Origin of the sequence: Mycolicibacterium boenickei (assembly GCF_010731295.1) — a bacterium.
GTDB classification, from domain to species: Bacteria; Actinomycetota; Actinomycetes; order Mycobacteriales; family Mycobacteriaceae; genus Mycobacterium; species Mycobacterium boenickei.
The window spans coordinates 3,109,809-3,132,480 of sequence record NZ_AP022579.1; the positions used below are offsets into that span (position 1 = coordinate 3,109,809).

General features: G+C 65.3%; 25 protein-coding genes. 17 read left to right on the forward strand and 8 right to left on the reverse strand.

The features are described from left to right. Positions 1-51: 51 nt before the first annotated feature. Together G6N57_RS14805 and G6N57_RS14810 are read left to right on the forward strand one after the other, a co-directional pair. Complete coding sequence (locus tag G6N57_RS14805) at positions 52-954, forward strand: alpha/beta hydrolase (RefSeq protein WP_077743173.1); 903 nt, start codon at positions 52-54, stop codon at positions 952-954. Further along, a complete protein-coding gene (locus G6N57_RS14810; protein WP_077743174.1) occupies positions 941-1,591 on the forward strand; it encodes a maleylpyruvate isomerase family mycothiol-dependent enzyme in 651 nt (216 codons plus the stop codon). The genes G6N57_RS14805 and G6N57_RS14810 overlap by 14 nt, the downstream gene beginning before the upstream one ends. On the opposite strand, the gene G6N57_RS14815 is transcribed toward G6N57_RS14810, so the two are convergent. Then, a complete protein-coding gene (locus G6N57_RS14815) occupies positions 1,569-1,952 on the reverse strand; it encodes a VOC family protein (protein WP_077743175.1) in 384 nt (127 codons plus the stop codon). The genes G6N57_RS14810 and G6N57_RS14815 overlap by 23 nt on opposite strands. A 54-nt stretch (positions 1,953-2,006) precedes the next feature. Here G6N57_RS14815 and G6N57_RS14820 point away from each other — a divergent pair, with 54 nt between their 5' ends. Further along, positions 2,007-2,531, forward strand: coding sequence for a GNAT family N-acetyltransferase (locus G6N57_RS14820; protein WP_077743286.1), 525 nt, complete (start codon positions 2,007-2,009; stop codon positions 2,529-2,531). Then, positions 2,531-3,553 (forward strand): nitronate monooxygenase, encoded by a 1,023-nt coding sequence (locus tag G6N57_RS14825; RefSeq protein WP_077743176.1) that lies wholly within the window; start codon positions 2,531-2,533, stop codon positions 3,551-3,553. The genes G6N57_RS14820 and G6N57_RS14825 overlap by 1 nt, the downstream gene beginning before the upstream one ends. On the opposite strand, the gene G6N57_RS14830 is transcribed toward G6N57_RS14825, so the two are convergent. From G6N57_RS14830 to G6N57_RS14845, 4 genes are all read right to left on the reverse strand, one after another. Next, entirely contained in the window at positions 3,550-4,440 is an 891-nt protein-coding gene (locus G6N57_RS14830) for a DUF4097 family beta strand repeat-containing protein (protein WP_077743177.1), read from the reverse strand. The genes G6N57_RS14825 and G6N57_RS14830 overlap by 4 nt on opposite strands. A 32-nt stretch (positions 4,441-4,472) precedes the next feature. Further along, positions 4,473-5,117, reverse strand: a complete 645-nt coding sequence (locus tag G6N57_RS14835) for a response regulator transcription factor (protein ID WP_076212727.1) — start codon at positions 5,115-5,117, stop codon at positions 4,473-4,475. Then, the gene (locus tag G6N57_RS14840; RefSeq protein ID WP_077743178.1) at positions 5,105-6,415 is read right to left on the reverse strand and encodes a sensor histidine kinase; all 1,311 of its coding nucleotides are present in this window, start codon (positions 6,413-6,415) and stop codon (positions 5,105-5,107) included. The genes G6N57_RS14835 and G6N57_RS14840 overlap by 13 nt, the downstream gene beginning before the upstream one ends. Before the next feature lie 77 nt (positions 6,416-6,492). Next, complete coding sequence (locus G6N57_RS14845) at positions 6,493-6,906, reverse strand: VOC family protein (protein WP_077743179.1); 414 nt, start codon at positions 6,904-6,906, stop codon at positions 6,493-6,495. A 50-nt stretch (positions 6,907-6,956) separates the two neighbouring features. Here G6N57_RS14845 and G6N57_RS14850 point away from each other — a divergent pair, with 50 nt between their 5' ends. The 6 genes from G6N57_RS14850 (at position 6,957) to G6N57_RS14875 (ending at position 12,780) form a co-directional block, all read left to right on the forward strand. After that, positions 6,957-7,838 (forward strand): LLM class flavin-dependent oxidoreductase, encoded by an 882-nt coding sequence (locus G6N57_RS14850; protein ID WP_077743180.1) that lies wholly within the window; start codon positions 6,957-6,959, stop codon positions 7,836-7,838. Between the two features lie 380 nt (positions 7,839-8,218). Then, positions 8,219-8,590: a hypothetical protein gene (locus G6N57_RS14855; protein ID WP_077743181.1), complete on the forward strand. Its 372-nt coding sequence runs from the start codon at positions 8,219-8,221 to the stop codon at positions 8,588-8,590. Between the two features lie 171 nt (positions 8,591-8,761). Then, positions 8,762-10,117: an LLM class flavin-dependent oxidoreductase gene (locus G6N57_RS14860; protein ID WP_077743182.1), complete on the forward strand. Its 1,356-nt coding sequence runs from the start codon at positions 8,762-8,764 to the stop codon at positions 10,115-10,117. Between the two features lie 13 nt (positions 10,118-10,130). Continuing rightward, positions 10,131-11,189 carry an ABC transporter substrate-binding protein gene (locus tag G6N57_RS14865; protein WP_234815705.1) on the forward strand — a complete coding sequence of 353 codons (1,059 nt, stop codon included), beginning with the start codon at positions 10,131-10,133 and terminating at the stop codon, positions 11,187-11,189. Beyond that, entirely contained in the window at positions 11,186-12,067 is an 882-nt protein-coding gene (locus tag G6N57_RS14870; RefSeq protein ID WP_077743183.1) for an ABC transporter permease, read from the forward strand. The genes G6N57_RS14865 and G6N57_RS14870 overlap by 4 nt, the downstream gene beginning before the upstream one ends. Continuing rightward, positions 12,043-12,780: an ABC transporter ATP-binding protein gene (locus tag G6N57_RS14875; protein WP_077743184.1), complete on the forward strand. Its 738-nt coding sequence runs from the start codon at positions 12,043-12,045 to the stop codon at positions 12,778-12,780. The genes G6N57_RS14870 and G6N57_RS14875 overlap by 25 nt, the downstream gene beginning before the upstream one ends. 61 nt (positions 12,781-12,841) lie before the next feature. Here G6N57_RS14875 and G6N57_RS14880 read toward each other — a convergent pair whose 3' ends face one another. The 3 genes from G6N57_RS14880 to G6N57_RS14890 all read right to left on the reverse strand — a co-directional run bounded on the left by G6N57_RS14880 (position 12,842) and on the right by G6N57_RS14890 (position 15,162). Further along, positions 12,842-13,180 (reverse strand): hypothetical protein, encoded by a 339-nt coding sequence (locus G6N57_RS14880; RefSeq protein WP_077743185.1) that lies wholly within the window; start codon positions 13,178-13,180, stop codon positions 12,842-12,844. A 152-nt stretch (positions 13,181-13,332) separates the two neighbouring features. Further along, positions 13,333-13,995: a GntR family transcriptional regulator gene (locus G6N57_RS14885; RefSeq protein WP_077743186.1), complete on the reverse strand. Its 663-nt coding sequence runs from the start codon at positions 13,993-13,995 to the stop codon at positions 13,333-13,335. 9 nt (positions 13,996-14,004) lie between these two features. Next, positions 14,005-15,162 (reverse strand): acyl-CoA dehydrogenase family protein, encoded by a 1,158-nt coding sequence (locus tag G6N57_RS14890; protein WP_174814484.1) that lies wholly within the window; start codon positions 15,160-15,162, stop codon positions 14,005-14,007. 88 nt (positions 15,163-15,250) lie between these two features. Between G6N57_RS14890 and G6N57_RS14895 the strand changes: the two genes are divergently transcribed. From G6N57_RS14895 to G6N57_RS14925, 7 genes are all read left to right on the forward strand, one after another. Next, on the forward strand, positions 15,251-15,658 hold the full coding sequence (locus tag G6N57_RS14895) for a YybH family protein (RefSeq protein ID WP_077743187.1): 408 nt from the start codon (positions 15,251-15,253) through the stop codon (positions 15,656-15,658). A 209-nt stretch (positions 15,659-15,867) separates the two neighbouring features. Then, a complete protein-coding gene (locus G6N57_RS14900; protein ID WP_077743188.1) occupies positions 15,868-17,058 on the forward strand; it encodes a tyrosine-type recombinase/integrase in 1,191 nt (396 codons plus the stop codon). A gap of 444 nt (positions 17,059-17,502) precedes the next feature. Next, complete coding sequence (locus tag G6N57_RS14905) at positions 17,503-17,730, forward strand: helix-turn-helix domain-containing protein (protein WP_097926104.1); 228 nt, start codon at positions 17,503-17,505, stop codon at positions 17,728-17,730. Continuing rightward, positions 17,727-18,497 (forward strand): hypothetical protein, encoded by a 771-nt coding sequence (locus G6N57_RS14910; protein ID WP_077743190.1) that lies wholly within the window; start codon positions 17,727-17,729, stop codon positions 18,495-18,497. Before G6N57_RS14905 ends, G6N57_RS14910 begins: the two co-directional genes overlap by 4 nt. A 78-nt stretch (positions 18,498-18,575) precedes the next feature. Next, positions 18,576-19,523, forward strand: a complete 948-nt coding sequence (locus G6N57_RS14915; protein ID WP_133118329.1) for a hypothetical protein — start codon at positions 18,576-18,578, stop codon at positions 19,521-19,523. Continuing rightward, on the forward strand, positions 19,492-20,304 hold the full coding sequence (locus G6N57_RS14920) for an AAA family ATPase (protein ID WP_234815706.1): 813 nt from the start codon (positions 19,492-19,494) through the stop codon (positions 20,302-20,304). The genes G6N57_RS14915 and G6N57_RS14920 overlap by 32 nt, the downstream gene beginning before the upstream one ends. Positions 20,305-22,195: 1,891 nt before the next feature. Continuing rightward, positions 22,196-22,672, forward strand: a complete 477-nt coding sequence (locus G6N57_RS14925; RefSeq protein WP_077743194.1) for a hypothetical protein — start codon at positions 22,196-22,198, stop codon at positions 22,670-22,672.

Sequence of the window (22,672 nt, forward strand, 5' to 3'; positions counted from 1 at the left end):
TACGTATTGGAGTCTAGCTCATACGTACAACGTACTTATCAGGAGGTTTCGATGGAGCGCACCGCCCCCACCGTCCGTTCGGATTTCGTCTCGGGCACGCAGCGCTGCGCCGCGTGGATGACGCTGCCCACCGGTCCGGGCCCGCACCCGGCGGTAGTGTTGGCGCACGGTCTCGGGGCCACCCACGAGATGATGCTGGCGCAGTACGAACAGCACTTCGCCGCGGCAGGCATCGCCACCCTGGCGTTCGACTACCGCCACACCGGCGCGTCTGAAGGCACTCCACGGCAACGCTTTTCGATCCGGCGACAATGCCGTGACCTGCACGCTGCGCTGGATCACCTGCGCACCCATCCCGACATCGACGCCACCCGGCTCGGCCTGTGGGGCACCAGTCTCGGCGGCATGAACGTGCTGCGGGTCGCCGCCGAGCGAGCTGATATCACCGTGGCCCTCGTCCAGTGCCCGATCGTGCACGGGCGCGCGGCGGCGCGGACTCTGGGCCTGCGAGCCGTCCTGCGGATGGCCCCGGCCATCGGTGCCGACGCGCTGCGCGCGCTGCGGCGGGGCGCTCGGCATTACGTCCCGATCGTCGGACCGCCCGGCAGTAAAGCCATGGTTACCGTGTCCGGCGCCGAGTCCGGCTGGCGTTCGACGGTCCCGCCGGGCGGGAGTTTCGACAACCGCATCGCCGCGGCCGACATGGCGGGAGTGGTGCTGGCATCCGGGCTACGCCATGTGCGGCGGATCTCGGCACCGTTGCTGGTATGCGTGTGCGACAGCGAAACATTGATGGATCCCAGGTACGCCGCGCTGGCGGCCGCACGGGCACCGCAAGGTGTTGCCAGGCACTACGATTCCGACCACTTCGCGATCTACCATCCGCCGTTGGTGGAACGGGTGTTGGCCGATCAGACCGCCTTCCTGACGGAGCATCTCGATGTCCGCGCGTAAGCTGCTGCGGGCCAACGATGCTCGATTCATCTCGGTCGCCGAGACGTTGAGAGCGCAGGACTGGGCGGCGCCGAGTCTGTGCTCCGAGTGGACCAACCACGAGGTGCTCGCCCACCTGGTGGTCGGCTACAGCTGTGGCACCGGCTCCCTCGTCGCGCACATGTACCGCTGCCGCGGATTCGACGCGGCCAATACCGCCCTCGCTCGCGCACGCGCTGCCGCGAGCCCTCCCGACCGGCTGCTGGGGCAACTCCGCGAGCTCATGGACCGTCCTACCGGTATCGGCCGGTACTTTCCGGCCCGGCTCCTGATCGGTGACCATGTCACCCATGAGCTCGACATCCTCTATGCGCTGGGTGCCGAACCAACAATCCCGGCCGATGCCCTCGTCGCGGTGCTGAAGGCACAGGTCAGCATTCCCAATCCGTTCGTGCCTGCCTACCGGAACAGCCGCGGATTGCGGTTGGTGGCGACCGACGCGGATTGGGCCCACGGGGACGGCGATCGGCTCGTGGAGGGCCGGGCCGCCGAGTTGATCTCGGTACTGGGCAACCGGGCGGCCATGTTGCCCCGGATACGGGGCGCCGGGGCCGGGATACTCGCGGGCCGGGTACTCAGCCGCCGTATGGGCGGGTGATGATCTCCAGTCCGTGCCCGGACGGATCGAAGAAGTACACCCCGCGGCCACCGTCGTTGTGGTTGATCTCGCCCGGATGCCGACCATGCGGATCCGCCCAGTGCGGCATGCCGCGGTCGCGGATCTTGCCGTAGATCGAGTCGAACTCGTCCTCGGAGACCAGGAACGCGTAGTGCTGCGGCCGGACCTCCTCATCGGCACCGACCTGGGCGTAATCGAGACTCACGCCGTGATTCAGCGTCACGGCCAGAAAAGGCCCGAATTCCTTCGGGGCGGGCAGGCCGAACAACTCGGTGAAGAACTCAGCTGAGGCCTGCCGATCCTTGGCGGCCACGATGGTGTGATTGAAGGTGATTGCCATTCAGTCCAGTAAACCGCTGGACGGGTGGCCCCGGCAACGGTGCAGGATGGGACCATGCCCCACACCCAGATTCTGGCCGGGCCACAGGTGCGGCTGCGGCCACCGGTCGTCGAGGACGCCGAAGCGCTGTACACCCGGATCGCCTCCGACCCCGAGGTGACGCGTTATCTGTCCTGGCGGCCGCATTCCGGGGTGGCCGAAACCCGTCGCGTCATCACGTCGCTGTTCAACGTCGGTGACGAGCAGACCTGGCTCATCGAGGTCGACGGTGAAGTGGCCGGGCTGTGCGCGCGCCGCCGCCCGCAGCCCTACGCCGTCGAGCTTGGCTACTGCCTGGCGCGGAAGTGGTGGGGGAGAGGCCTGATGTCGGAGGCGGTTTCGTTGATGTTGACCGATGTGGCGCCCGATCCCACGGTGTACCGGGTGACGGCGTACTGCCACGTCGACAACGCCGGCTCGGCCGGGGTGCTGCGACGGTGTGGTCTGTCACTGGAGGGAAGGCTGGCGCGCTACGCGATGTTTCCCAATATCAGTGATGAACCGCAGGATGTGCTGCTGTTCGGGAAGGCGGTGCGGTGATGAGCCCATTCGACGTTCGGGGGCTGCGACGCCCGGTGATCGTGGCGCCGATGGCCGGCGGGCCCTCCACTCCGGAGCTGGCCGCGGCGGGCAGCAACGCCGGTGGACTCGGATTCCTGGCGGCCGGCTACCTGACCGCGGATGTGCTGGCCGAAAAGATCACTGCCGCACGCAGTTTTACCACGGAGCCGCTCGGAGTCAATCTCTTTGCGCCGCAACCCAGTGCGGGTACGCCCGAACAGATCCAGGCCTATGCCGCCGAGCTGGCCGGTGAGGCGCAGCGCTATGGGGTGGCGCTGGGTGCGCCGCGCTACGACGACGACGCCTGGGCCGCGAAACTGGACGTGGTGTTCGACCTGCGTCCCGAGGTGGTCTCGTTCACCTTCGGCTTGCCCGACGCACCGGAGATCGACCGGTTGCGCGGCGCGGGCATCACCACCGTCGGGACGGTGACGACGCTGGACGAAGCCTGGGTGGCGGTAGGCCGCGGGGTCGACGCCCTCGCCGTGCAGGGGCCCGCAGCGGGCGGGCACCGCGGGACGTTCGACCCGGCGGCCTCGCCCGCGTCGCAATCGCTGGACCATCTGCTGGCCGACGTGCTGGCAGCGGTGGACGTCCCGGTTGTCGCGGCGGGCGGGCTGGTCACCGCCGAACAGGTGGCGGGGGTGCTGGCCGCCGGTGCGGTGGCCGCCCAACTCGGTACCGCGTTCCTGCTGGCCGACGAAGCCGGCAGCAGCCCTGTGCATCGTGCTGCCCTGCAAAGCCCCGAATTCACCGAAACCGTTGTCACCCGGGCATTTTCCGGACGGTATGCGCGCGGCCTGCGCAACCGCTTCATCGTCGAGCACGATGGGCAGGCCCCGCTGGGCTACCCCGAGATCCACTACCTGACCAGTCCGGTGCGCAAGGCTTCCGTGGCCGCCGGCGATCCGCAGGCCACCAACGTGTGGGCCGGAACCGGATGGCGCCAGGCCCGGGCCGGGTCGGTGGCCGAGATCTTCGACCGGGTTACCCCGGCCTAGCCCCGCCCTCGCCCGGGGCCCACCCGCTCCACGACCACATCGCCATCGTCGGAGCGGACGGTGACCTCGGCCGCCGCGGTCTTGGGATCGGTCGTCTCGGCGACACGGACCTCGGTCGAGGCCCCGGACTGTGCGTGCACCAGATACGGTCCCCGTTCCGGCAGCCCGATCACCACGTCGCCGTCGCGGCTCACCGCGTCGACGCGGCGCGGCGCGGCGTCGCGGAAGTCGACGGTGATGTCCCCGTCGGACGTGGTGGCGCTGAACTCTTCGGTGACCGCGATCGGATCGCGCGAGACGATCTCGCCGTCCACGGTGTGCGCCTCGACGCGGCGGGCGCCGCCGCGCAGGATGATCGCCCCATCAGTGACCCTGGCGATCAACTGGTCCACGTCGGCCTGGGCGATCACCGTGCCGAGCTCCTGCTCGGTCCGCACGGTCAGCCGCCGGGCCTGCTCGGGCGGCACGGCGATGGTGATCTCCCCACCGCGGGCCCATTCCAGCATGCGGGAAGGATTGCCCGCGATGGCAATCCGTGTCTCGTCGTCGTCGGTGGTGACCTGCAGTCGGTGGGCGCCGCTGCGAGAGGTGTTCACCAGGCGCAGATCTGCTGCGGCTTCCCGGGTTTCGCGGTCGGCGGTGATACGGATCGCGACCGGGATCTGTGCGGTGTCGACCACCAGTGATCGCATAGTCGCGGGCAGTCCCTGGCGATCGGTGACGACCCGGACGTTGCTCACTGCCCAGGCTGCCACCCCGAGCGAGGCGACAGTGCCGACCACCAGCAGGGTCGCCGCCGCGACGAGAACGAGACGGAATGTGGTGCGCCCACCGGGGTTCAACTGAGGCGGTGGATTGACCGGCGGCGGAGGGGCGATCGTGGTCACGATGAAATTCCTTCCCGGTGGGGGTATTCGGCTTAGGTCTCGAGGTAACGCAGCACCGCCAGGACACGGCGGTTCTCGCTCTCGTCGGGAGCGAGGTCGAATTTCGTGAAGATCGACGCGATGTGTTTCTCGGCCGAGCCGACCGAGATATGCAGTGCGGCAGCGATCGCCGAGTTGGTCTTCCCCTCGGCCATCAGCTGCAGGACATCGCGCTCGCGCGGGGTCAGCTGGTCGAGGGCGCTGTGGCGGGCCGAACGTACCAAGATCTGTGACACCACCTCGGGGTCGAGCACCGTGCCTCCACCGCCGACTACGGCCACGGCATCGAGGAAGGCCGGTACATCGGCCACCCGATCCTTCAGCAGATAGCCGAATCCTCTTGTGTCCGAGGCGATCAGATCGGCTGCGTACCGTTCTTCGACGTAGTGGGACAGCACAAGGACGGGGGACTCGGGATTCTGGCTGCGCAGCAGCGCCGCCGCCCGGATGCCCTCGTCGGTGAACGTCGGCGGCATCCGGACGTCGAGGATGGCCAGGTCGGGATGGTGTTCGTTCACCAGGCGTAGCAGGTTGGTGGCGTCGGGGACGCCGGCGACGACCTCGTGCCCCGCGTCGGCGAGGATCCGTTCGATTCCCGCGCGCAGCAATGCCGAGTCCTCGGCGATCACGATGCGCATGGCAGCACCGCCGTGACGATTGTGGGTCCGGTGGCGGGGCTGGACACCCCGAAGGTCCCACCTGCGGCACGTACTCGCTCGTCCAACCCGCGCAGGCCGGTGGCGTTGTCGCCCGCGTCGATGACCGCGCCGCCCTGACCGTCGTCGAACACCGACACGTACAGCACGTTGGCGGCGTCATCCAACCGAACGGTGACCACCGCCTGAGAGGCGTTGGCGTGTTTGGCGATGTTGGTCAACGCCTCGGCAACCACGAAGTAGGCGACGGATTCCACTTCCTCGGGCAGCCGGCGCGGCAGCTCGACATGCAATGTGATTGGGACTCCGGAGGTCTCGGCACGTTGTACGACCGATGACAACGCGGCGTCCAGGCCTCGATCCGACAGGATCGTCGGGGCGATGCCGCGCACCACGTTGCGCAGTTCGACCAATGCGCTCTTGGCGTCATCGTGGGCCTCGGCGATCAGCGCCTTGGCGGCGGGCGGATCCGAATCCAGCTTGGTCTGGGCCAGTCCGATCGTCATCGCCAGGGATACCAGCCGGGGCTGCACGCTGTCGTGCAGGTCGCGTTCGATGCGGTGACGTTCGGTCTGTGCCGAGGACACCGCACCCTGCCGGGCATCGGCCAGCGCGTTCACCTGATACTCCAGCGCGGCGGTGGGCGACGGCGGCAAGAGCCATCGGTCGATCGCGGCGTCCATGGCCGGGGCGAAGATCAGGATGGCTACCGCCGCGATCACCGCGACGATCGCCAGCAGCCACGCGATCGGCGGCGAGAGGAAGATCAGGCCTGCGTCCTGGTCGCTCTGGCGGATGGCGACGGCGGCGGCCGGGCCCAGGAACGCGAACGTGAGTAGTGCGAACGCCAGCCCGGTGGCCAGCATGTCGTAGATCATCCGCAGGTAGTGGTGGCAGAAGCCTTTCCAGAACCGGCTACTGCTGATGTCCAGCCACAGCTGGTGCGCCCAGCCCTGGAACCCGGAGTGCGGCGACAGTTGCCGCGGCGGAACGCCGATGCCCAGGCCGAACACCGCTTCACTGCGCGCCCGCTCGACCCATTCGACACCGCGCATCAGGTAGATGAACACCACCGCGGCGAGCACGAATCCGATCACCGACGGAATCGAGGAGAACCCGATGACCATGATGGACAACGGAATCCAGAACCACACCAACGCCAGTGCGGCGCCGGTGATCATCGACGCGGTCGGGACGAGTCCGATGGCGCGAGATTTCGCCACGGGCTCGGGAGCCGGCTCGGCGGGGGCAGGCAGGGCGGTTTCGCTCATTGCGACCATGCCATCAACCTACGAACTTGTGCGGCCCGGCGACACAGCGTTTTCCTCCGAGTACCGGTGGGGGATATCCCCCGGGTCTACTTCGGTGCGGTGAGCTCCAGCGCGATGTTGTCGGGGTCGCGGAACTCGAGGATGTACGACGGCCCGATGTCCTTGACGGGCTCATGCGTGATGCCCAGGTCGTCGAGGTGCCCAGCGGCGTCGTTCAACTCCGCGATGTTCTTGAGCCGGAACGCCAAGTGATCCAGCCCGGTTCGATTCTCGTCGAATGCGTCGTGCCCGACCGGGCGCAGACCGATCAATGTTGCCCCGGCGTCGTAGATGACGCCGCCGGACAGGAAACTGAGACGGGCGCGGACCTCCGGACCGGCGTCCCGCGGCATCTCGATGAGAACCGGCCACCCGAACACACTCTCGTAAAACTGCCGGGACCGTTCGATATCGGTGACCGTGAGCCGCACATGGGCGACCGACGACGTGGTGATGGCCATGGGTTCATGCTGCCACCCGGACGTGACAGAATCCGTGCGTGCGCGTGGGGATGACGATGCCGGTCATGGAACCTCAGTTGGATGCGACGACGCTGCGGTCCTGGGCGCACGTCATCGACGGAGGTCCCTTCTCGTCGCTGTGCTGGGGCGAGCGGATCGCCTTCGACAACCCCGACAGCTTGACCCTGCTGGGCGCCCTTGCGGCGTGGACCGACCGGGTGCGACTGGTGACCACGGTGGTGGTGCCGCAGCTGCACGACCCCGTGATGCTGGCGAAAGGCCTGGCGACCGGCGATCTGCTCAGCGGCGGGCGGTTGACCGTGGGCATCGGTGTCGGCGGCCGTCACGAGGATTACCACGCGGTGGGCGCCGACCCGGCGTCTCAGACCCGGCGGGGAATGGCCGAGCGGGTCGCGGTGATGAAGCGGGTCTGGGCCGGGGAGAAAGTGACCGAATCGGTGTTGCCGGTCGGGCCGCCGCCGGTGCAGGCCGGCGGGCCGCCCCTGCAGATCGGCTCCATCGGGCCCAAGACCATCCGGGATGCGGCGGCCTGGGCCGACGGCGTGGCCGGCACGACACTGGACCTGGATCTGACCCGGCAGGCCGAGCTGTTCGACATCGCCCGGACGTCCTGGGCCGAGGCGGGTAAACCCAAGCCGCATCTGGCGACGTCGTTCTGGTTCGCCCTCGGCAAGCCCGAAGAGGCGCGCGCCCAGGTACACCGGCACCTGCGCCGGTACATGAACTGGATCCCGGCCGAGTACGTGGACGCGATGGCTCCCATGACGGGGTGGGCCGGTACCGAAGAGGAGTTGATCGATGTGCTCGGCAAGTTCGAGGACATCGGTACCGACGAGGTGCACCTGATCCCGACCAGCTCGGACATCGACCAGTTGCGGCGCGTTGCCGAGGTGGCGAAGGTCTTCGCTTGAGATGCCATGATCAGCCGCTCCCAGCAAAACGTGAGCAAGATCATCCCAGGCCGTCGACGTAGTCTGGATCTCGAAGCGGCACCGGTTTTCCCGGAGTGGTCCCCGGCCGGGAACGGAATCGGTACCGCGCTCGAATACTGGAAAAGTGCCTGTTGGGTCGGTCTGAGAGGCGACCGTTCACCGGGTGGTTACCTGGTGTTGGAGCAGGCTGCCCCAGGCAGCGGTCGTAGGTAGGTCGCGCCAACGGGTGGTTCAGACCTGGGCCAGCTACAGCAAACCCATATCGGCGCCTGACTTGACCCGGCGTCAGCCGGGTTTTGGGACTAGCGTGTCAAATTGGCGTCGTCGTCAGCGGCGTCGGATACGACAGTTGGGGACCCATGATGCAGAAGAGTTTGATCGCCACGACCCTCGCCGCGGGGGCGATCGGCGCCGCGGTGGCGCTGTCCGCGCCGGCGTCGGCTGATTCCAAGGGCAACAGCACCGTCGGGTGCTCGCCGTGTGACCGAGTGAATTCGTCGGTCACCGATGCCGTCACCGACGCTGCCAAGAGCGCGCTCACCGGCGGGGTGGACCTGCCCGAGAGCCCCATCGTGGAGAAGTGGACCAACTTCCCCGGCGACACCGCTGAGAAGTGGACCTCGTTCCCGGGCAAGACCGCCGAGAAGTGGGCGACGTTCCCGGGCAAGACCGCCGAGAAGTGGGGCGGCTTCCCGGGCAAGATGCTGAAGAAGTGGACCGGCCTGGGCTGACCTGCTCCCGGAGGACACCAACCTCACTCACGAGCGTGCGGCAACACGAGCCGCACGCTCGTGTCGTATCTGGAGGTTAGCTGGAATTTCGCTGATCTTAACTGTTCTCGCAGTACCTCCCGGCCCCTGAAATGGACGCAGCCCGTTCACCGTCCAAAGGAGCTCGTCTCAATGGCTGCGCCCGCAAGGCAGTTGCACCTCAACGCATTCCTGCGCAACATCGGTCAACACGAAGCGGCGTGGCGCCTCCCCGAAACCGACCTGTCGGGCATCACCGACATCGCCCACTACATCGAACTGGCTCGCATCGCCGAGCGCGGCAAGCTCGACGCCGTCTTCTTCGCCGACCATCCGGTGCTCAAGGACCAGACCGAGTTTCGCCCGTTCGATGCCCTTGACCCGATCACCCTGGTCGCGGCGCTGGCCGGGGCGACCACCAACGTGGGCCTTATCGCGACGGCGTCCACCACCTACAACGACCCGTACGGGTTGGCGCGCCGGTTCGCCACTCTCGACCACGTGAGCCGGGGACGGGCCGGCTGGAACGTCGTGACGACGGCCAATGCCTCGGCCGCGGCCAACTTCGGGGTGCCGAACCACCCGGACCCGGAGGCGCGGTACCGGCGTGCCGATGAGTTCCTCCAGGTCGCCCTGAAATTGTGGGACAGCTGGGAGGACGACGCCATCGTCGGCGACAAGGTCGCGCCACGCTTCGTGGATCCGGACAAGATCCACGCGATCAACCACGCGGGAGCACATTTCGACGTCGCCGGGCCGCTGGAGGTGCCGCGTTCGCCGCAGGGGCATCCGGTGCTGTTCCAGGCCGGATCATCCGAGCCGGGCAAGGATCTCGCCGCCAGGTACGCCGAGGCCATCTTCACCGCACAACCCACCCTGGACGAGGCCCGCGACTTCTACCGCGACGTCAAGGCCCGCATCCGCCGCCACGGTCGCAACCCGGAGCAGGTGCACATCTTGCCCGGCCTGTCGACGATCATCGCCGGCACAGAAGCCGAGGCCCGCGAGCGCCAACGCGAATTCGAGGAGCTCACCGTGCCCGATTACGGGCTCGAACAACTCAGTGCCATCGTCGGATTCGCGGTCACCAAGGACGATCTCGACCGGAAACTGAACTTCCCCGCCGAGGACCCGGGGGACACGTTCATCAAGAGCCGGCTCACCCTGGTGAAGCGTTTGGTCGAGACGGACAACCTCACCGTCCGTGAACTGTTGCTGCGGCTGAGCAGCGGCCGGGGACATCGTCTGTTTGCCGGCACGCCCGAACAGGTCGCCGACACCATCGAGGAGTGGTTCACCACCGGCGCGGCCGACGGCTTCAACCTCATCCCGCCGGCTCTGCCGTCCTCGCTGGCCGATTTCGTCGACCATGTCGTCCCAGAGTTGCAGCGCCGCGGCCTCTTCCGTGAGGAATACACCGGCACCACCCTTCGTGACCATCTCGGCCTGGACCGGCCGGCCAACCAATTCACCACCGCCACGGGCACCGCCGTGTCGGCGGCGAGCTGACAGGGGACCCCATATGCGTAATCCGTTGACCCGCTTGGCCCGGGGTATCCTGGCTGCCGGTCTCGTCGTGGGCATGGTGAGTGCCTGCCAGTCGTCCGGATCCGGTGCGTCGGGCACCGGCGGACTGGCGGCCGATGCGCCGATTCCGGTGGCGGTGCCGGAAGGCACCAGCCTGGTGGTTGCCGACGACGCCAACCGGCTCAAGACCCTGTTCAAACTCTCCGGGGAGCAGGACCGGCTCAGCGCCGACGTCACCTACGCCAACTTCAGCAGTGGACCCCTGCGTCTGGAGGCGATCCGCTCGGGCAACGCGCAACTGGGCCGGGTCGGCGATGTCCCGCCCATCCTCGCGCAGTACTCGGACGCCGGAGTGCCCATCGTCGGGGCGGTCAAATACGACGGGAACGGGCTGGTGCTGGCAACCTCACCGGGTTCGGGCATCAAGTCATTGAAAGACCTTGCCGGCAAGAAGATCGCGATCAACGAAGGGACGGCGCAGCAGGCAGTGGTGCTGCGCAACCTCAAGTCCGCCGGCCTGAGCATCAAGGACGTGCAGCCGATCAACCTCGGGTTGGCCGAGTTCGCCGACGGTCTGCGTGCCGAACAGGTCAACGCCGCGGTGCTCAAACAGCCGGACCGCGTCCGCTACCTCGCCTCGACCAAGGGGGAGGGCAGCATCGAAATCCCCAATGCCCCGGGCGCTTACCCCGGCCTGTACTACGTCTACGCCAGCCGGGAGGCGCTGTCCGACCCGGCCCGCGCCGCGGCCATCCGCGAGTTCGTCATCGCCTGGTACCGCGCCGAACAATGGCTCAACGACAACAAGCAGACCTGGATCGACGAATACCTGATCAAAGACCAGAAGGTCAGCCCGGAAGACGCCAAGGCCATCGCGGCGGCCGACGGAAAGTCCTCGGTTCCGGGATTCACCGATGAGCTGATCAACACCCAGCAGGAGACCATCGATCTGCTTCAACAGGCCGGCGCGTTCTCCGGGAAACAGTTGAGCGCCAAAGACGAATTCGATTCCCGGTTCGCCGAACTCAACGCGACGTCGACGGGTAAGCAGTGACCACCGTCCAGACGGCCCCGGCGTCGGCACTGAATTCGGACCCGAATCCGGTTGAACGCCAGGACTATCCGCACCTGGAACACCGGTCGGGGACGCAGCGTCGCCGACGGCTGGGGCCGGGACGGGCCATCCCGGCGTCGTTGGCCATCGGACCGCTCCTACTGGTCGCCATCTGGATCATCACCTCGCAACTGGGCATCCTCGATCCGCGGACCCTGCCGCACCCGCTGGACATCGTGCGCACGATCGGCGAGATGTGGTCGGACGGCCGGTTGCCGACGAACATCCTCGCCTCGCTCAAGCTGGCATCGATCTCGTTGGCCATCGGCGTGGCACTGGGTCTGGTGCTCGCGTTGATCTCGGGGTTGAGCCGGATCGGCGAGGCCATCGTCGATGGGCCGATCCAGGTCAAGCGCGCGGTGCCGACGCTGGCCATCATCCCGCTGGCGATCATCTGGTTCGGCATCGGCGACACCATGAAGATCATCATCATCGCGACCAGCGTGCTGATTCCCGTCTATATCAACACCACCGCACAGCTCAAGGGTGTCGACCTGCGCCACGTCGAACTTGCTGAAACCGTTGGGCTTTCCCGCAGCCAGTTCATCCGCAAGGTGGCCATTCCCGGCGCCCTGCCCGGATTCTTCACCGGGCTGCGGCTCGCGGTCACCATCTCCTGGACCGCCCTGGTGGTCGTCGAACAGGTCAACGCCACCAGTGGGATCGGCTATCTCATGACCCAGGCCCGCCTGTACGGGCAGCTGGACATCGTGGTGGTGGGCCTGCTGGTATACGCGGTGTTCGGACTCACCGGGGATTACGTCGTCCGCGCCGTCGAGAGGAGAGCGCTGTCGTGGCGACGCGCACTGGGAACCTGACCGAGGAAGTGGCCGTCGTCCGGGAATTGAGCCGATCATTCGGTGGCACAACCATTCTCGATTCGGTCGACCTCACCATCCGCAAGGGTGAATTCGTGGCCCTGCTGGGTCGCAGCGGTTCCGGTAAGAGCACGCTGCTGCGCGCGCTGGCCGGGCTGGACCACGGCGTGGCCGGGGCCGGGGATCTGTTCGTCGCCCGTGATGTGTCGGTGGTGTTCCAGGACTCCCGTCTGTTGCCGTGGTCGCGGGTGCTCGACAACGTCGCGCTCGGTCTGTCGGGCCGGGAGGTCAGACAGCGGGCCAGCGCGGTGCTTGCCGACGTCGGCCTGGCCGGACGCGAACAGGCCTGGCCCTACGAGCTGTCCGGCGGTGAGCAGCAGCGCGTGGCTCTGGCCCGGTCGCTGGTGCGAAACCCCGCGCTGCTGCTCGCCGATGAGCCTTTCGGGGCGCTCGACGCTCTGACCAGGGTCCGGATGCATCATCTGCTCAAGGAGCTGTGCGCGAAGTACGAGCCCGGGGTGCTGCTGGTGACCCATGACGTCGACGAGGCGGTGACGCTGGCTGACCGGGTGCTGGTGCTCGACGGCGGAACCTTCGTCGCGGACCGGCAGCTGGACTTCCAGACTCCTGACGCCCGTAACTACCGCAACCCGGAGTTCATCGCCCATCGTGAGGCGCTGCTCGCTGCGCTCGGAGTGGGAGAGCAGCCGTAAACAGATCAGTGGTGATCCGCTGTAAACGGATCACCACTGATGTAGGGCGGTGTGCGGAGGTTTACTCCTCGTCACCACCACCGGACCACTTGTCCTGAAGGTTCTTTGGGAAATCGCTCCACTTCTTGGCGATCTCGCCCGGGGCATTGGCCCACTTGTCGGCGGTGTTGGCGGGAGCACTGGCCCATTTGTCGGTGATGGCACCCGGGAACGTCGTCCACTTGTTGGCTTCGATCGCACCCGCGCAGCTCCACTTGTCACCGGAGCTCACCGTGTAGTCGGGGTCGGTGTTGATGCTCTCGACGACTTCGTTGCAGTCAGTCGCAGAGGCCGGAGCGGCGAGCGCGAGTCCGGCGCTCAGGGCGCCTGCGGCTACCGCAGCTGCAATGAGCTTGTGCATGGTTTGTCTGTCCCCCCATATGGAATACCGACGCGTTGGAGCCACTGTATACCTTGCAAGCAGTTTGCTGAAGGCCTTTTTCTCGCTGTTTTGCCGCCGGATCCAGGCCACAGGTGCGTTTGCCAAAACGGCGGTTTCGGTGCGCGTTGCGGTCAGGTGGGTTTGCCGTCCTGCGTCAAATGGTCGGCAAGCAACGTGCCTGCATTGCGGATGTGCCGCGCCATGGCAGCGCGGGCCTTCTCCGGGTCTTTGGTCCGCAAGTGCTCGATGATGGCGCGGTGATCCTGGGCCGACGCCTCCGGCCACCCTTCCACCGCGGCGAAGAACTTGCGCGGGGCGTACGCCAATGTCGTCTTGATCAGCCAGCGCATCTTGCGCGATCCGCTCATCCGGTAGATCAGGGCGTGGAACTCATGGTTGAGGCGTTCCTCTTCATCGAAATCTCCGGCGGCAGCGGCCCGTTCGAGCGCGTCCTGAATGCCTTCGAGTTCGTCGACCACGGCCGGCGTGATGGTCGCAGCGGCGCGGGCGGTGAGCTCGCCGCCCAACAGCGCCTGCGCGTCGTAGATGTCGCGGATGTCGTCGCTGGACAGCGCGGTCACCATGAAGCCGCGCCGCGGCTCGACGGACAGGAAGCCCTCGGTCTGGAGTTGGAGTAGGCCCTCGCGCGCCGGGGTGGCGCTGACGCCCAATTCCTCGGCAACCGCCTCTGGGCGGATGAACGCTCCGGAGTGCAGCTGGCCCGAAACGATGAGCTCGCGAACGTGCGCCGCGACGACATCGGACAACCGCATCGGTGTCGGTCTCTTGTTCATCCCGGCACCTCAGACATCGAGTCCGCCGCGCTTGACCAACTGCTTGGCGATCACGCCCCGCTGGATCTCGTTGGTGCCCTCGCCGACGATCATCAGCGGTGCATCCCGGAAGTAGCGTTCGACGTCGTACTCGGTGGAATAGCCGTAGCCGCCGTGGATACGGACGGCGTTCAGCGCGATCTCCATCGCGGTCTCGGACGCGAACAGCTTGGCCATCCCGGCCTCCATGTCGCAGCGCCCGCCGGCATCGATCCGCTCCGCCGCGTCGAGCAGGAGGCTGCGTGCGGCATAGAGCTTGGTGCCCATGTCGGCCAGCATGTTGCCGATGGACTGGTGCTGCCAGATGGGCACCCCGAAGCTCTCCCGCTCCTGCGCATACTGCAGGGCGTCGTCGAAGGCCGCGCGGGCCACGCCGGTGGCCCGCGCGGCGACCTGGATTCGGCCGACCTCAAGTCCCTTCATCATCTGCGCGAAGCCCTGTCCTTCGGCGCCGCCCAGCAGAGCATCCGAATCCACATGGCAGTCAACGAAATTGATCTCGCAGCTCTCGACACCCTTGTAGCCGAGCTTCGGTAGGTCCTTGGAGACCGTGAAGCCGGGGACCTTCTCCACCAACAGGACCGAGACACCTTTGTGCGCGGGGCTGGCGGTCGGATCGGTCTTGCACAACAGTGCGACGAGGCCGGCTTTGCGGGCGTTGCTGATCCAGGTCTTCGAGCCGTTGATCACATAACCGGACTCGTCCTTCGCCGCGACGGTCCGCATGGCCTGCAGGTCCGAGCCGCCGCCGGGTTCGGTCAGGGCCATCGTGGCGCGGAGCTCGCCCGTGGCCATCCGGGGGAGGTATTTCTGCTTCTGCTCCTCGGTGCCGAACTGCAACAGGAGCTTGGCGACCACGGTGTGTCCGCCCATCGCGCCGGCCAGGCTCATCCAGCCGCGCGCGAGTTCCTCGGTGACCTGGGCGTAGCACGGCATCGAAACAGCGGCGAAGCCATACGGTTCCGGGATCGCCAGCCCGAAGATGCCCATCTCCTTCATCGCCTCGATGAGATCTCCGGGATAGGTGTTGGCGTGCTCGAGTTCGCGGACCACGGGCCGGACCTGCTTGTCCACGAAGTCGCGGACGGTGCTGACGATGGCCTGTTCTTCGGCAGACAACGTGATCACTGCGGCATCCTTCCTAGAACTCTGTAGAAAATATTCTATAGAGTTTTGAATGCCCTCGCCGCGGTGTGCGGAGCTCTAGGGTCCACACATGGCAACAGATCCGATGGCGGCCGTGCGTCGGTACATCGACGCGTTCAACCGGGGCGACGTCGATGCGCTGGCCGCCGCCTGCGCCGATCCGATGCAGATCCTGGACGGAATGGCGCCCCATGTGTGGCAGGGGCCGACCGCCACCCGGGACTGGTGGCGCGACGTGCTCGCCGACGGTGAGCACGTCGGTGCCTCCGGCTATCACGTCACCCTCGGTGAGCCGCGACATGTCGATATCAACGGGGCGTACGGCTACGTCGTGGTCCCGACGACGATGACGTTCGACCTCAAGGGGCAGCGGATCGTGCAGAACGGGGGAGTCTTCACGGTCGCGCTCCGCAACGGTGACGATGGCTGGCGGCTGACGGCGTGGACGTGGTCGAAAGGCGTCAACAACCCGGAATAACCTGTTTGTGCAGGTAGATGGTGATTTTGAAGAGTGCCCCCGGCAGGATTCGAAATAGCCGTACAGCCAGCCTCGCCTAGGCCGTTGAACTGCGAATTACCTTGAGTGTGCGCACAATTCGCTAGCTTGACCAAGTGATCCTTTGACGCCGATTGACGCGCTACGATAGGCAGTTAGGGCACGATAAGGGCACGGATAGGCAAACGCGCATGTCATCTACACAACGAAAAAGATCACGGCGAAGCTGGGGCAAGATTCGGGTGCTGCCGTCAGGCCGCTATCAAGCCTCGTATGTCGGCAAGGACCTGGCGCGCCACGTTGCGCGGACCACCTTCACGGCCAAGATGGACGCCGAGTATTGGCTCGGTGATGAGCGCCGACTCATCGAGCGCGGCGAGTGGACACCACCGGCGCAACGCGAGGCCGAGAGCCGAGCCAGAATCATCACGCTTGACGAGTACGCCGAGACGTGGATCGAGCAGCGACCGCTGAAACCGCGCACCCGAAAGATGTACAAAGACATGATGCGCCTACATATTTCGGACACACTCGGCGCGGTCGGCATCGGTGCGCTCACCGGTCAGGCGGTACGGGCTTGGTACGCCAAACTCGACCCTAAACGCGCTCGCAGCAACAGCCATGCCTACGCGCTGTTGCACGCAATCTGCGGAACAGCGGTCAAAGATGGTCTGCTGCAAGCGAATCCCTGCCATATTGAGCGGGCTATGAACCCTCCGCGCAAGCGCGAGCCAGTGATTCTGACCGTTGCCGAGCTGGCAGCGGTAGCGGACAAGATTCGACCGGCGCGGCTGAAAGCTCTGGTACTGCTCAGCGCATGGTGTGGCCTGCGCTGGGGTGAGGTCTCCGAGCTGCGCCGCAAAGACTTCGACGCCGATTGCGAAGTGGTGTTTATCGGTCGGGCAGTGACACACCGCAGTGGCGAGTGCAACGTGGACACACCGAAGTCGGGCAAGGCTCGTGCCGTCGTGATCCCGCCACACATTCGTGACGACATTCGGCATCATCTGGACACGCGCACCGGAAGTGGGCCAGAGGCGCTGTTGTTCCCCGCTGAGCGCGGGGGGTGCCATCTGAATGACCGGGTGTTTCGCAAGTACCTCGATCCGGCGCTGGCGGCTGTGGGCCGCGAGGATGCGCGGGTCCACGACATGCGCCACTTCGCCGGAACACAGGTGGCCCGCGTCGGCAATCTGGTGGAGACAATGCACCGGCTTGGCCATTCGACCGTGAAGGCGTCCCTGCTTTATCAGCAAGTGGTGTCGGGCCGAGATGCCGAGATTGCGGCCGCCCTCTCAGCTCTGGCCACGGGTGGCCTCGGTACCGAGGCCAAGGCGGCTGCCGAGGCCAACGGTCAGGGTCACGAGCTGGCCATTGGGTAGCGCCAAACCGGCGATTGCGGGTGCCTGAGCGCCACGCTCGCGCACGAACGCGGCCAGCTCGGGCCGGTGGACCCGAACAGCGGGTGTGCGCACGGCTCAGGGGCACGCGCTGACGCAAACACTGGATAGCCTCGACTGTGCGCACAGTGCCATGCGTGGCCTGATGTGTTGGCTCAGGTGATTCAGTTGGATCACGTGGCAACCATCGCACCCAATGGCCAGCTCTCGCACAACGCGGTGTGAGCGACCTGCTGCGATACCGGGTGTGCGCACAGATTGCGTTGTGCTGCAATGCCTTACCTTGTGCCCCGGTGGTACAGTGGTTTCCGTCTCAGAGTCCGTAGCTCAACAGGTGGAACGTCACACAGTGCGGGTGATGACGAGACCGAGGTCCAAGCAACACGTTCGGGCCGAGACCACCTGTTGAGCAAAAGGATTCACATCATGGCCATCGTCCCCAAGCGCGAGCGTGAGCGTCAGAGTGAACACGCCCTGATCACCATCAACGAGGCGGCTGCGTTTCTGCGCGTGCACCACAGGACAATTCGCAAGTACATCGCCGATGGCGACCTACCGGCCTACCATCTCGGGGCCAAGGCAGTTCGCTTGCGGCGCAGTGACGTTGAGGACCTACTCACTCGCGTGCCGGTCGGGTGGACGGACCAGCGATGACAACGCAAATCCGCATCACACCCGCGAATGTCACAACCGAGGTGCTCAAAGCTGTTGACGCGGAGCCTGATACAGATTCAACGCAAATCGCCGAGCGCCTGGCCGACGCCATAGCGGTGCAGCATCGCCGAAACATGTTGGTGCACCTGCTTTACGACGATATTGAAGCGGTGAAGCGTATGCGCGCACATCGTATCGAGCAGCGTTCACGCATCGTGGAACCACCGGCAGTGCGACAACGCGAAGCCGAACAACAGGCCACCGGCTCAGAGGGCTCAGAGGAGTTCGACGCACTACACGCAGCTCCGGCGAAGTGGGCTAACGGTGTCTGGTTCAACGCCAAGCGGCGGGCGCAGTTTCGCCGATGGTGTGGCCGCGATGGCAGAGCTGGTTTTGACCAGTGGTTGTCGGACGCTCTCGCGATGCCTCAGAGTGAGGGGTTCAAAGAGGACTGGGTGCCGGGGTATGCCGATAGAGCATTGGCACAACGTATTTCACGGATTGTTGACGACTACGCCGAGACGTTGCGACTTGAGCTGACCATCGAGCTTCTCGACACGGTGTTCGCAACCGGCGACGGCACGCGGGTGTCGTGGCGCGATGCGACGGTCGACCAGCACGAGGAACGAATCACTGTGCTGGGCGAGATGATCAGCGGTACCACTGAGACAGCCGCTATGCACGTCGCTGCGGTGAAGATGATCAGGCAGGCTGGCGTGGACACGCTGGGTCAGCTCGACGGTGAGAAGCGTGGCAGCGCAGCGTAATTCGACTTGCCCAGCTCGACAACGACACAGCCCCGGTCGCTGACAGTTTCGACCGGGGCTGCTCAACCAAGGAACACCATGGATATTACCCCCGCTCAGCCGAAAGTGAGACGCCGCCAGAAAGATTGGTGGCAAGCACCAAGGCCAATGTTGCCCAACCTGTATCAGCCCAATGGCGACGTAGACATGATCGACTCGTCAGACCGTGAGTCCGAGCTGCAACGGCTGATCTTCTACGGTGAGGTGTCGGTTGATGAGTTCGTGGTGGGCGAGTGCACCGATGCCGACAAAGCGCACAACCTCGCGGTTTTCGAGAGAGCGCAACGCCAACTCGACGCCAAGCGGGCGCAGCGCGCCAGACTCAGCAATGACCCATCGGACGCCGAGAAGCGTGCTAGGGCCACCGGAATGCTGAAGTGGACGGAGGGCTACCTCGGGCGACTGACCGATCTACGCGACGACGAGACAAACACACAACTGTTCAAGCTGGCCGTATTTCACAACGACGGGTTGCTCAGCGAGCAGGAGATTGCCGACGCGGTGTTGCGAGCGTCGACACGCAACGGCCACCTGAAACAACGTGGCCAGCCGAGGACCGGACCAGGGCACGGGAACAAGACACGCGCTCAGATCAGCGCCGACGTTCGGCGCGCCATCAGCAAAGCGAGACAACAAGGGCAACACGTCGACTGGGACAGGCTGGGCGACGGCAAGGGGGCACGCCAGCCACAGGTGGCCGAGGTGGCAGCGGAGACATTGGGCGGCACATCGCGGGCCAAGGCTGAAACCAACGGCCAGGCAACGAAATCCGAGAATCGCGAGGAGCCAATAACCCCGGTGTATTCCGCCGTGATCCTGAAGCGTTCGGACCTACAAGGCTTGCCAGACCCAATCCCGTTGATAGACAACGTTTTAGACCAAGGAACTATCGCGCTTCTCTACGGGAAATGGGGCACGCTTCAAAACCTTCATCGCGCTCGATTGGGCGGCGTGTGTGGCCACCGGCAACCGATGGCAGGGCCGTGAAACCGTCCGGCGAAAAGTGCTCTACGTTGTGGCTGAAGGTGCGTTCGGATTCAAGGGCCGACTCAACGCATGGGAAAGCGGCTGGGGCACAGCGATTTACGACGAATGGTTCCACGTGCTGCCGGTCCCCGTCAATCTGACCAGGCCGCTTGACGTGGGCAACCTCGAGGACCTGATCCAATGGGAGGGTTACGGCCTGGTAGTGCTTGACACGCTGGCGCGCTGCATGGTCGGCGGCGAGGAGAATTCGGCGAAAGACACGGGCGTGGTGGTCGACGCAATGACCAAGCTGAGGCGAGCCACACCGGACGGTCGAGGCGTGGTGCTGGGTCTGCATCACGCGGGCAAGGACGCCAAGACGCTACGCGGGTCCTCAGCGTTCGAGGGTGGCGTAGACACGGTGTGTTTCACAGCTCGCGATGAACGATTCGTCAGCCTCGCACGCGAAAAGCGAAGGGATGGACCAGAATTGGACACCCACCTATTCGAGTTCGACCCCATCCCGGCGACTGGGAGCGGTGTCCTCAAACAGTCTCACGGGTTAGGTGAGACTTACCAGGTCGAAAACGAGGCTGTAGCAACATTGAGTCTCATCATGTCTCAACACTTCAGTCTCACCGGAGCAACACATACGCAGCTTTTCGACATGGCTGTAGAGAGTGGACGAATGGCGCGGGCCACGTTCTACCGTGCCAAGTCTGACCTGCTGAAAGCGGGCCGAATCATCAATACTGGCACCGACAAACGACCGTTCTATCAACTGTCAGACAGCAAAGGTTAGTCTCATGACAGTCTCACCCAGTCTCACGGCCACCGGCACAGTCTCATCTCACCTCCCTCCCTTTAGGGAGGTGAGACCGTGAGACTGAGACTGAGACTGAGACTCGAAAATCGCTCAGCGAGAGCCGAAGCTGATTCACGGTGGATCACGTTCGCAGCTATCCGACTGGCGTGCCCCCGAGCCTCGCAGCCAGGCCCCGACACGGCAGCCCGTAGTTCCACCGGCTGGCGTGCCCAAGGTCTATCATCGCGGCCAGCTCCACGACTCAGCGCCAGGAGACCACATGGCAATCGGCTCGGACATCTTCACAACGGCAATCCATGCGCCTGACTTCTCGCGGGGTGAATGTGCCGGTCGCACAGAGCTATTCGACCCACCGGCCATCCCTCGCTCGACGGCTGCCAAAGCAGCTCAACGGCAAGCCGTTCGGCTGTGCCTGCGGTGTCCTATCCGAAACGCCTGTCGGACATGGTTTTACAGCTTGGCACCGGCAGACCGTCCGAGCGGCTGCGTGGTGGCAGGGATGGTCATCACTCCCCGGCAGACCAACCGAGGTGCTCGGTCTCAGCCCGCACGGGCTCGACTACGGGCCAGGGTCAAAGCCAGACAGGCCCGCAATGCCGCCTGATTGCCCCGCACAGCCACGAACGCGGCCAGCTCGGGTGTGGGTTACCGGGCACGGGTCATAGCGACGGGAGAAAGCCACGATGCGACAACAACGGCTGACAGCTCGCCAGTCACGTGGACGGTTGACCACGGTCACAGCGCAGACTGTCCGTGCTCGGACCAAGCCCACCAGCACCACGGGCCGGATCAACACCAGGGCATGGCGAAAGCTGGCGGCACGGTTCAAGGCTTACTGCGAGTCCATTGATGCGCCGTGCTGGCTGTGCCGTGAGCCCATCGACTACGGGCTGACCACAGGGCCGGACGCTTTCGAGCCAGATCATTGGCTGCCACGAAAGACTCACCCGCACTTGGCATTCGAGCCCAAGAACCTACTTCCCTCGCACTCACGATGTAATCGGGCCAGACAGGACACCTCGCCGGAAAGCATTGGGACACAACAGGAATGGGTGCGACCAGCATGGTGAAAAGCATTTGCTGCACGCCTTCGCTGAGCCTGCCAGCAAACGAGATACGCGCCCCGTGGCGCGGGGGCGACGGCTCACACTTTCTTTCGCTCGACGTTGGTAACACCTACCGAGGTCGGAAATGGTGTCCTGACCAGCGAGGATTCAGACCAGGGGGGTTCGCGGTAACACATAGCTTTCCACGGCTGCTGCTCGGCAAGTCCGTTTTTCGCCAGCGGGTCAAGACTTCCGGCCTACAGCAAAGCGCAAGACCAGCACGGGGTATTTGCTGGCGACGGTTGGAATATGCTGAGCGGCAACGGAATTGAGGCATGGTCAAATGGCAACGCGAACTGTGATACGCACCCATGGGCTCAATGGCTATCGGGCCGGATGCCGGTGTGCCGTCTGCTGTTCGGCTGAGAGTGTGCGCAAGCGTAAGCAGGGCACCACCGGCAGCGGTGCCAAACGGAGCCCGATACCGTTGCGCCGCAAGTTCATCGGTGAGGCTGAACGCGCCGTGATCGATGAGTGTGCTTCCGCACCGCGTGCGCAGGACAGGCCGACGACGGTCCAACAGGCTCGGTGTATGGCGCGGATTCTGGATATTCCCGAGCTGAACGGCTTGCACGCCCGCGCGGCCTCGGAGCTGCGGAGTCTGCTGAACTCGCTCCACCCAGAGCCCAAGACCAAGCGCCGTGCCTCGGTGGCAACGCTGCGATCAGTGAAACGGCAGCGGACGATTGAATAAGCTAGTGGCACACCATAATCCAGACCGCCGGCGAATTGCTCGGTCACGAAACAACGAGGGAGACAACATGAGTGACGATGAACGGGAGTCCTGCCGTAAGGCTCTGCGCGAGGCATTCGACACCGCCAGCGATGAGACGCTGCTAGGTCTCGTCCGAGAGATACAGGGCGACATACGAATTGGGCCAGACAATCGGGTGCCGGTGATGGACCAATGGCAATGGGACTGGCGTGAGGCTCTGCTCTCGGCAGCCATGGACCGGTTCGACCTCGACGGACGGATGCCGGACACGCCCGCCGAGCTGGTGGCCGATGCGCTCGCGTCGGCAACGTGGCGAGTGCTGCAAACCGGGTGGGCCAGCCATCGCCGCGAGGTACCGCAATGGCTGGCTGCTTGGGCTGATTCGCTAGTCCTGGACCTCGGTGAGCTGGCCAGCTCTGCCGAGCCCGTGCCGGTGGTCGCTGACCCGCTGGCCGAGCTGGTCGAGGTAGAGGGCGGCTATCGGTGGTACCACGATGGCCGCGCACCAGAGCCCGTGGACTAA

What these genes read in the sequence shown, in the direction of transcription:
- G6N57_RS14865 (WP_234815705.1), top strand. Translation starts at nt 10,131, where the DNA reads ATGCGTAATCCGTTGACCCGCTTGGCCCGGGGTATCCTGGCTGCCGGT.
- G6N57_RS14880 (WP_077743185.1), bottom strand. Translation starts at nt 13,180, where the DNA reads ATGCACAAGCTCATTGCAGCTGCGGTAGCCGCAGGCGCCCTGAGCGCC.
- G6N57_RS14860 (WP_077743182.1), top strand. Translation starts at nt 8,762, where the DNA reads ATGGCTGCGCCCGCAAGGCAGTTGCACCTCAACGCATTCCTGCGCAAC.
- G6N57_RS14815 (WP_077743175.1), bottom strand. Translation starts at nt 1,952, where the DNA reads ATGGCAATCACCTTCAATCACACCATCGTGGCCGCCAAGGATCGGCAG.
- G6N57_RS14925 (WP_077743194.1), top strand. Translation starts at nt 22,196, where the DNA reads ATGAGTGACGATGAACGGGAGTCCTGCCGTAAGGCTCTGCGCGAGGCA.
- G6N57_RS14885 (WP_077743186.1), bottom strand. Translation starts at nt 13,995, where the DNA reads ATGAACAAGAGACCGACACCGATGCGGTTGTCCGATGTCGTCGCGGCG.
- G6N57_RS14915 (WP_133118329.1), top strand. Translation starts at nt 18,576, where the DNA reads ATGGATATTACCCCCGCTCAGCCGAAAGTGAGACGCCGCCAGAAAGAT.
- G6N57_RS14825 (WP_077743176.1), top strand. Translation starts at nt 2,531, where the DNA reads ATGAGCCCATTCGACGTTCGGGGGCTGCGACGCCCGGTGATCGTGGCG.
- G6N57_RS14910 (WP_077743190.1), top strand. Translation starts at nt 17,727, where the DNA reads ATGACAACGCAAATCCGCATCACACCCGCGAATGTCACAACCGAGGTG.
- G6N57_RS14820 (WP_077743286.1), top strand. Translation starts at nt 2,007, where the DNA reads ATGCCCCACACCCAGATTCTGGCCGGGCCACAGGTGCGGCTGCGGCCA.
- G6N57_RS14900 (WP_077743188.1), top strand. Translation starts at nt 15,868, where the DNA reads ATGTCATCTACACAACGAAAAAGATCACGGCGAAGCTGGGGCAAGATT.
- G6N57_RS14810 (WP_077743174.1), top strand. Translation starts at nt 941, where the DNA reads ATGTCCGCGCGTAAGCTGCTGCGGGCCAACGATGCTCGATTCATCTCG.
- G6N57_RS14895 (WP_077743187.1), top strand. Translation starts at nt 15,251, where the DNA reads ATGGCAACAGATCCGATGGCGGCCGTGCGTCGGTACATCGACGCGTTC.
- G6N57_RS14850 (WP_077743180.1), top strand. Translation starts at nt 6,957, where the DNA reads ATGACGATGCCGGTCATGGAACCTCAGTTGGATGCGACGACGCTGCGG.
- G6N57_RS14855 (WP_077743181.1), top strand. Translation starts at nt 8,219, where the DNA reads ATGATGCAGAAGAGTTTGATCGCCACGACCCTCGCCGCGGGGGCGATC.
- G6N57_RS14835 (WP_076212727.1), bottom strand. Translation starts at nt 5,117, where the DNA reads ATGCGCATCGTGATCGCCGAGGACTCGGCATTGCTGCGCGCGGGAATC.
- G6N57_RS14805 (WP_077743173.1), top strand. Translation starts at nt 52, where the DNA reads ATGGAGCGCACCGCCCCCACCGTCCGTTCGGATTTCGTCTCGGGCACG.
- G6N57_RS14845 (WP_077743179.1), bottom strand. Translation starts at nt 6,906, where the DNA reads ATGGCCATCACCACGTCGTCGGTCGCCCATGTGCGGCTCACGGTCACC.
- G6N57_RS14840 (WP_077743178.1), bottom strand. Translation starts at nt 6,415, where the DNA reads ATGGTCGCAATGAGCGAAACCGCCCTGCCTGCCCCCGCCGAGCCGGCT.
- G6N57_RS14905 (WP_097926104.1), top strand. Translation starts at nt 17,503, where the DNA reads ATGGCCATCGTCCCCAAGCGCGAGCGTGAGCGTCAGAGTGAACACGCC.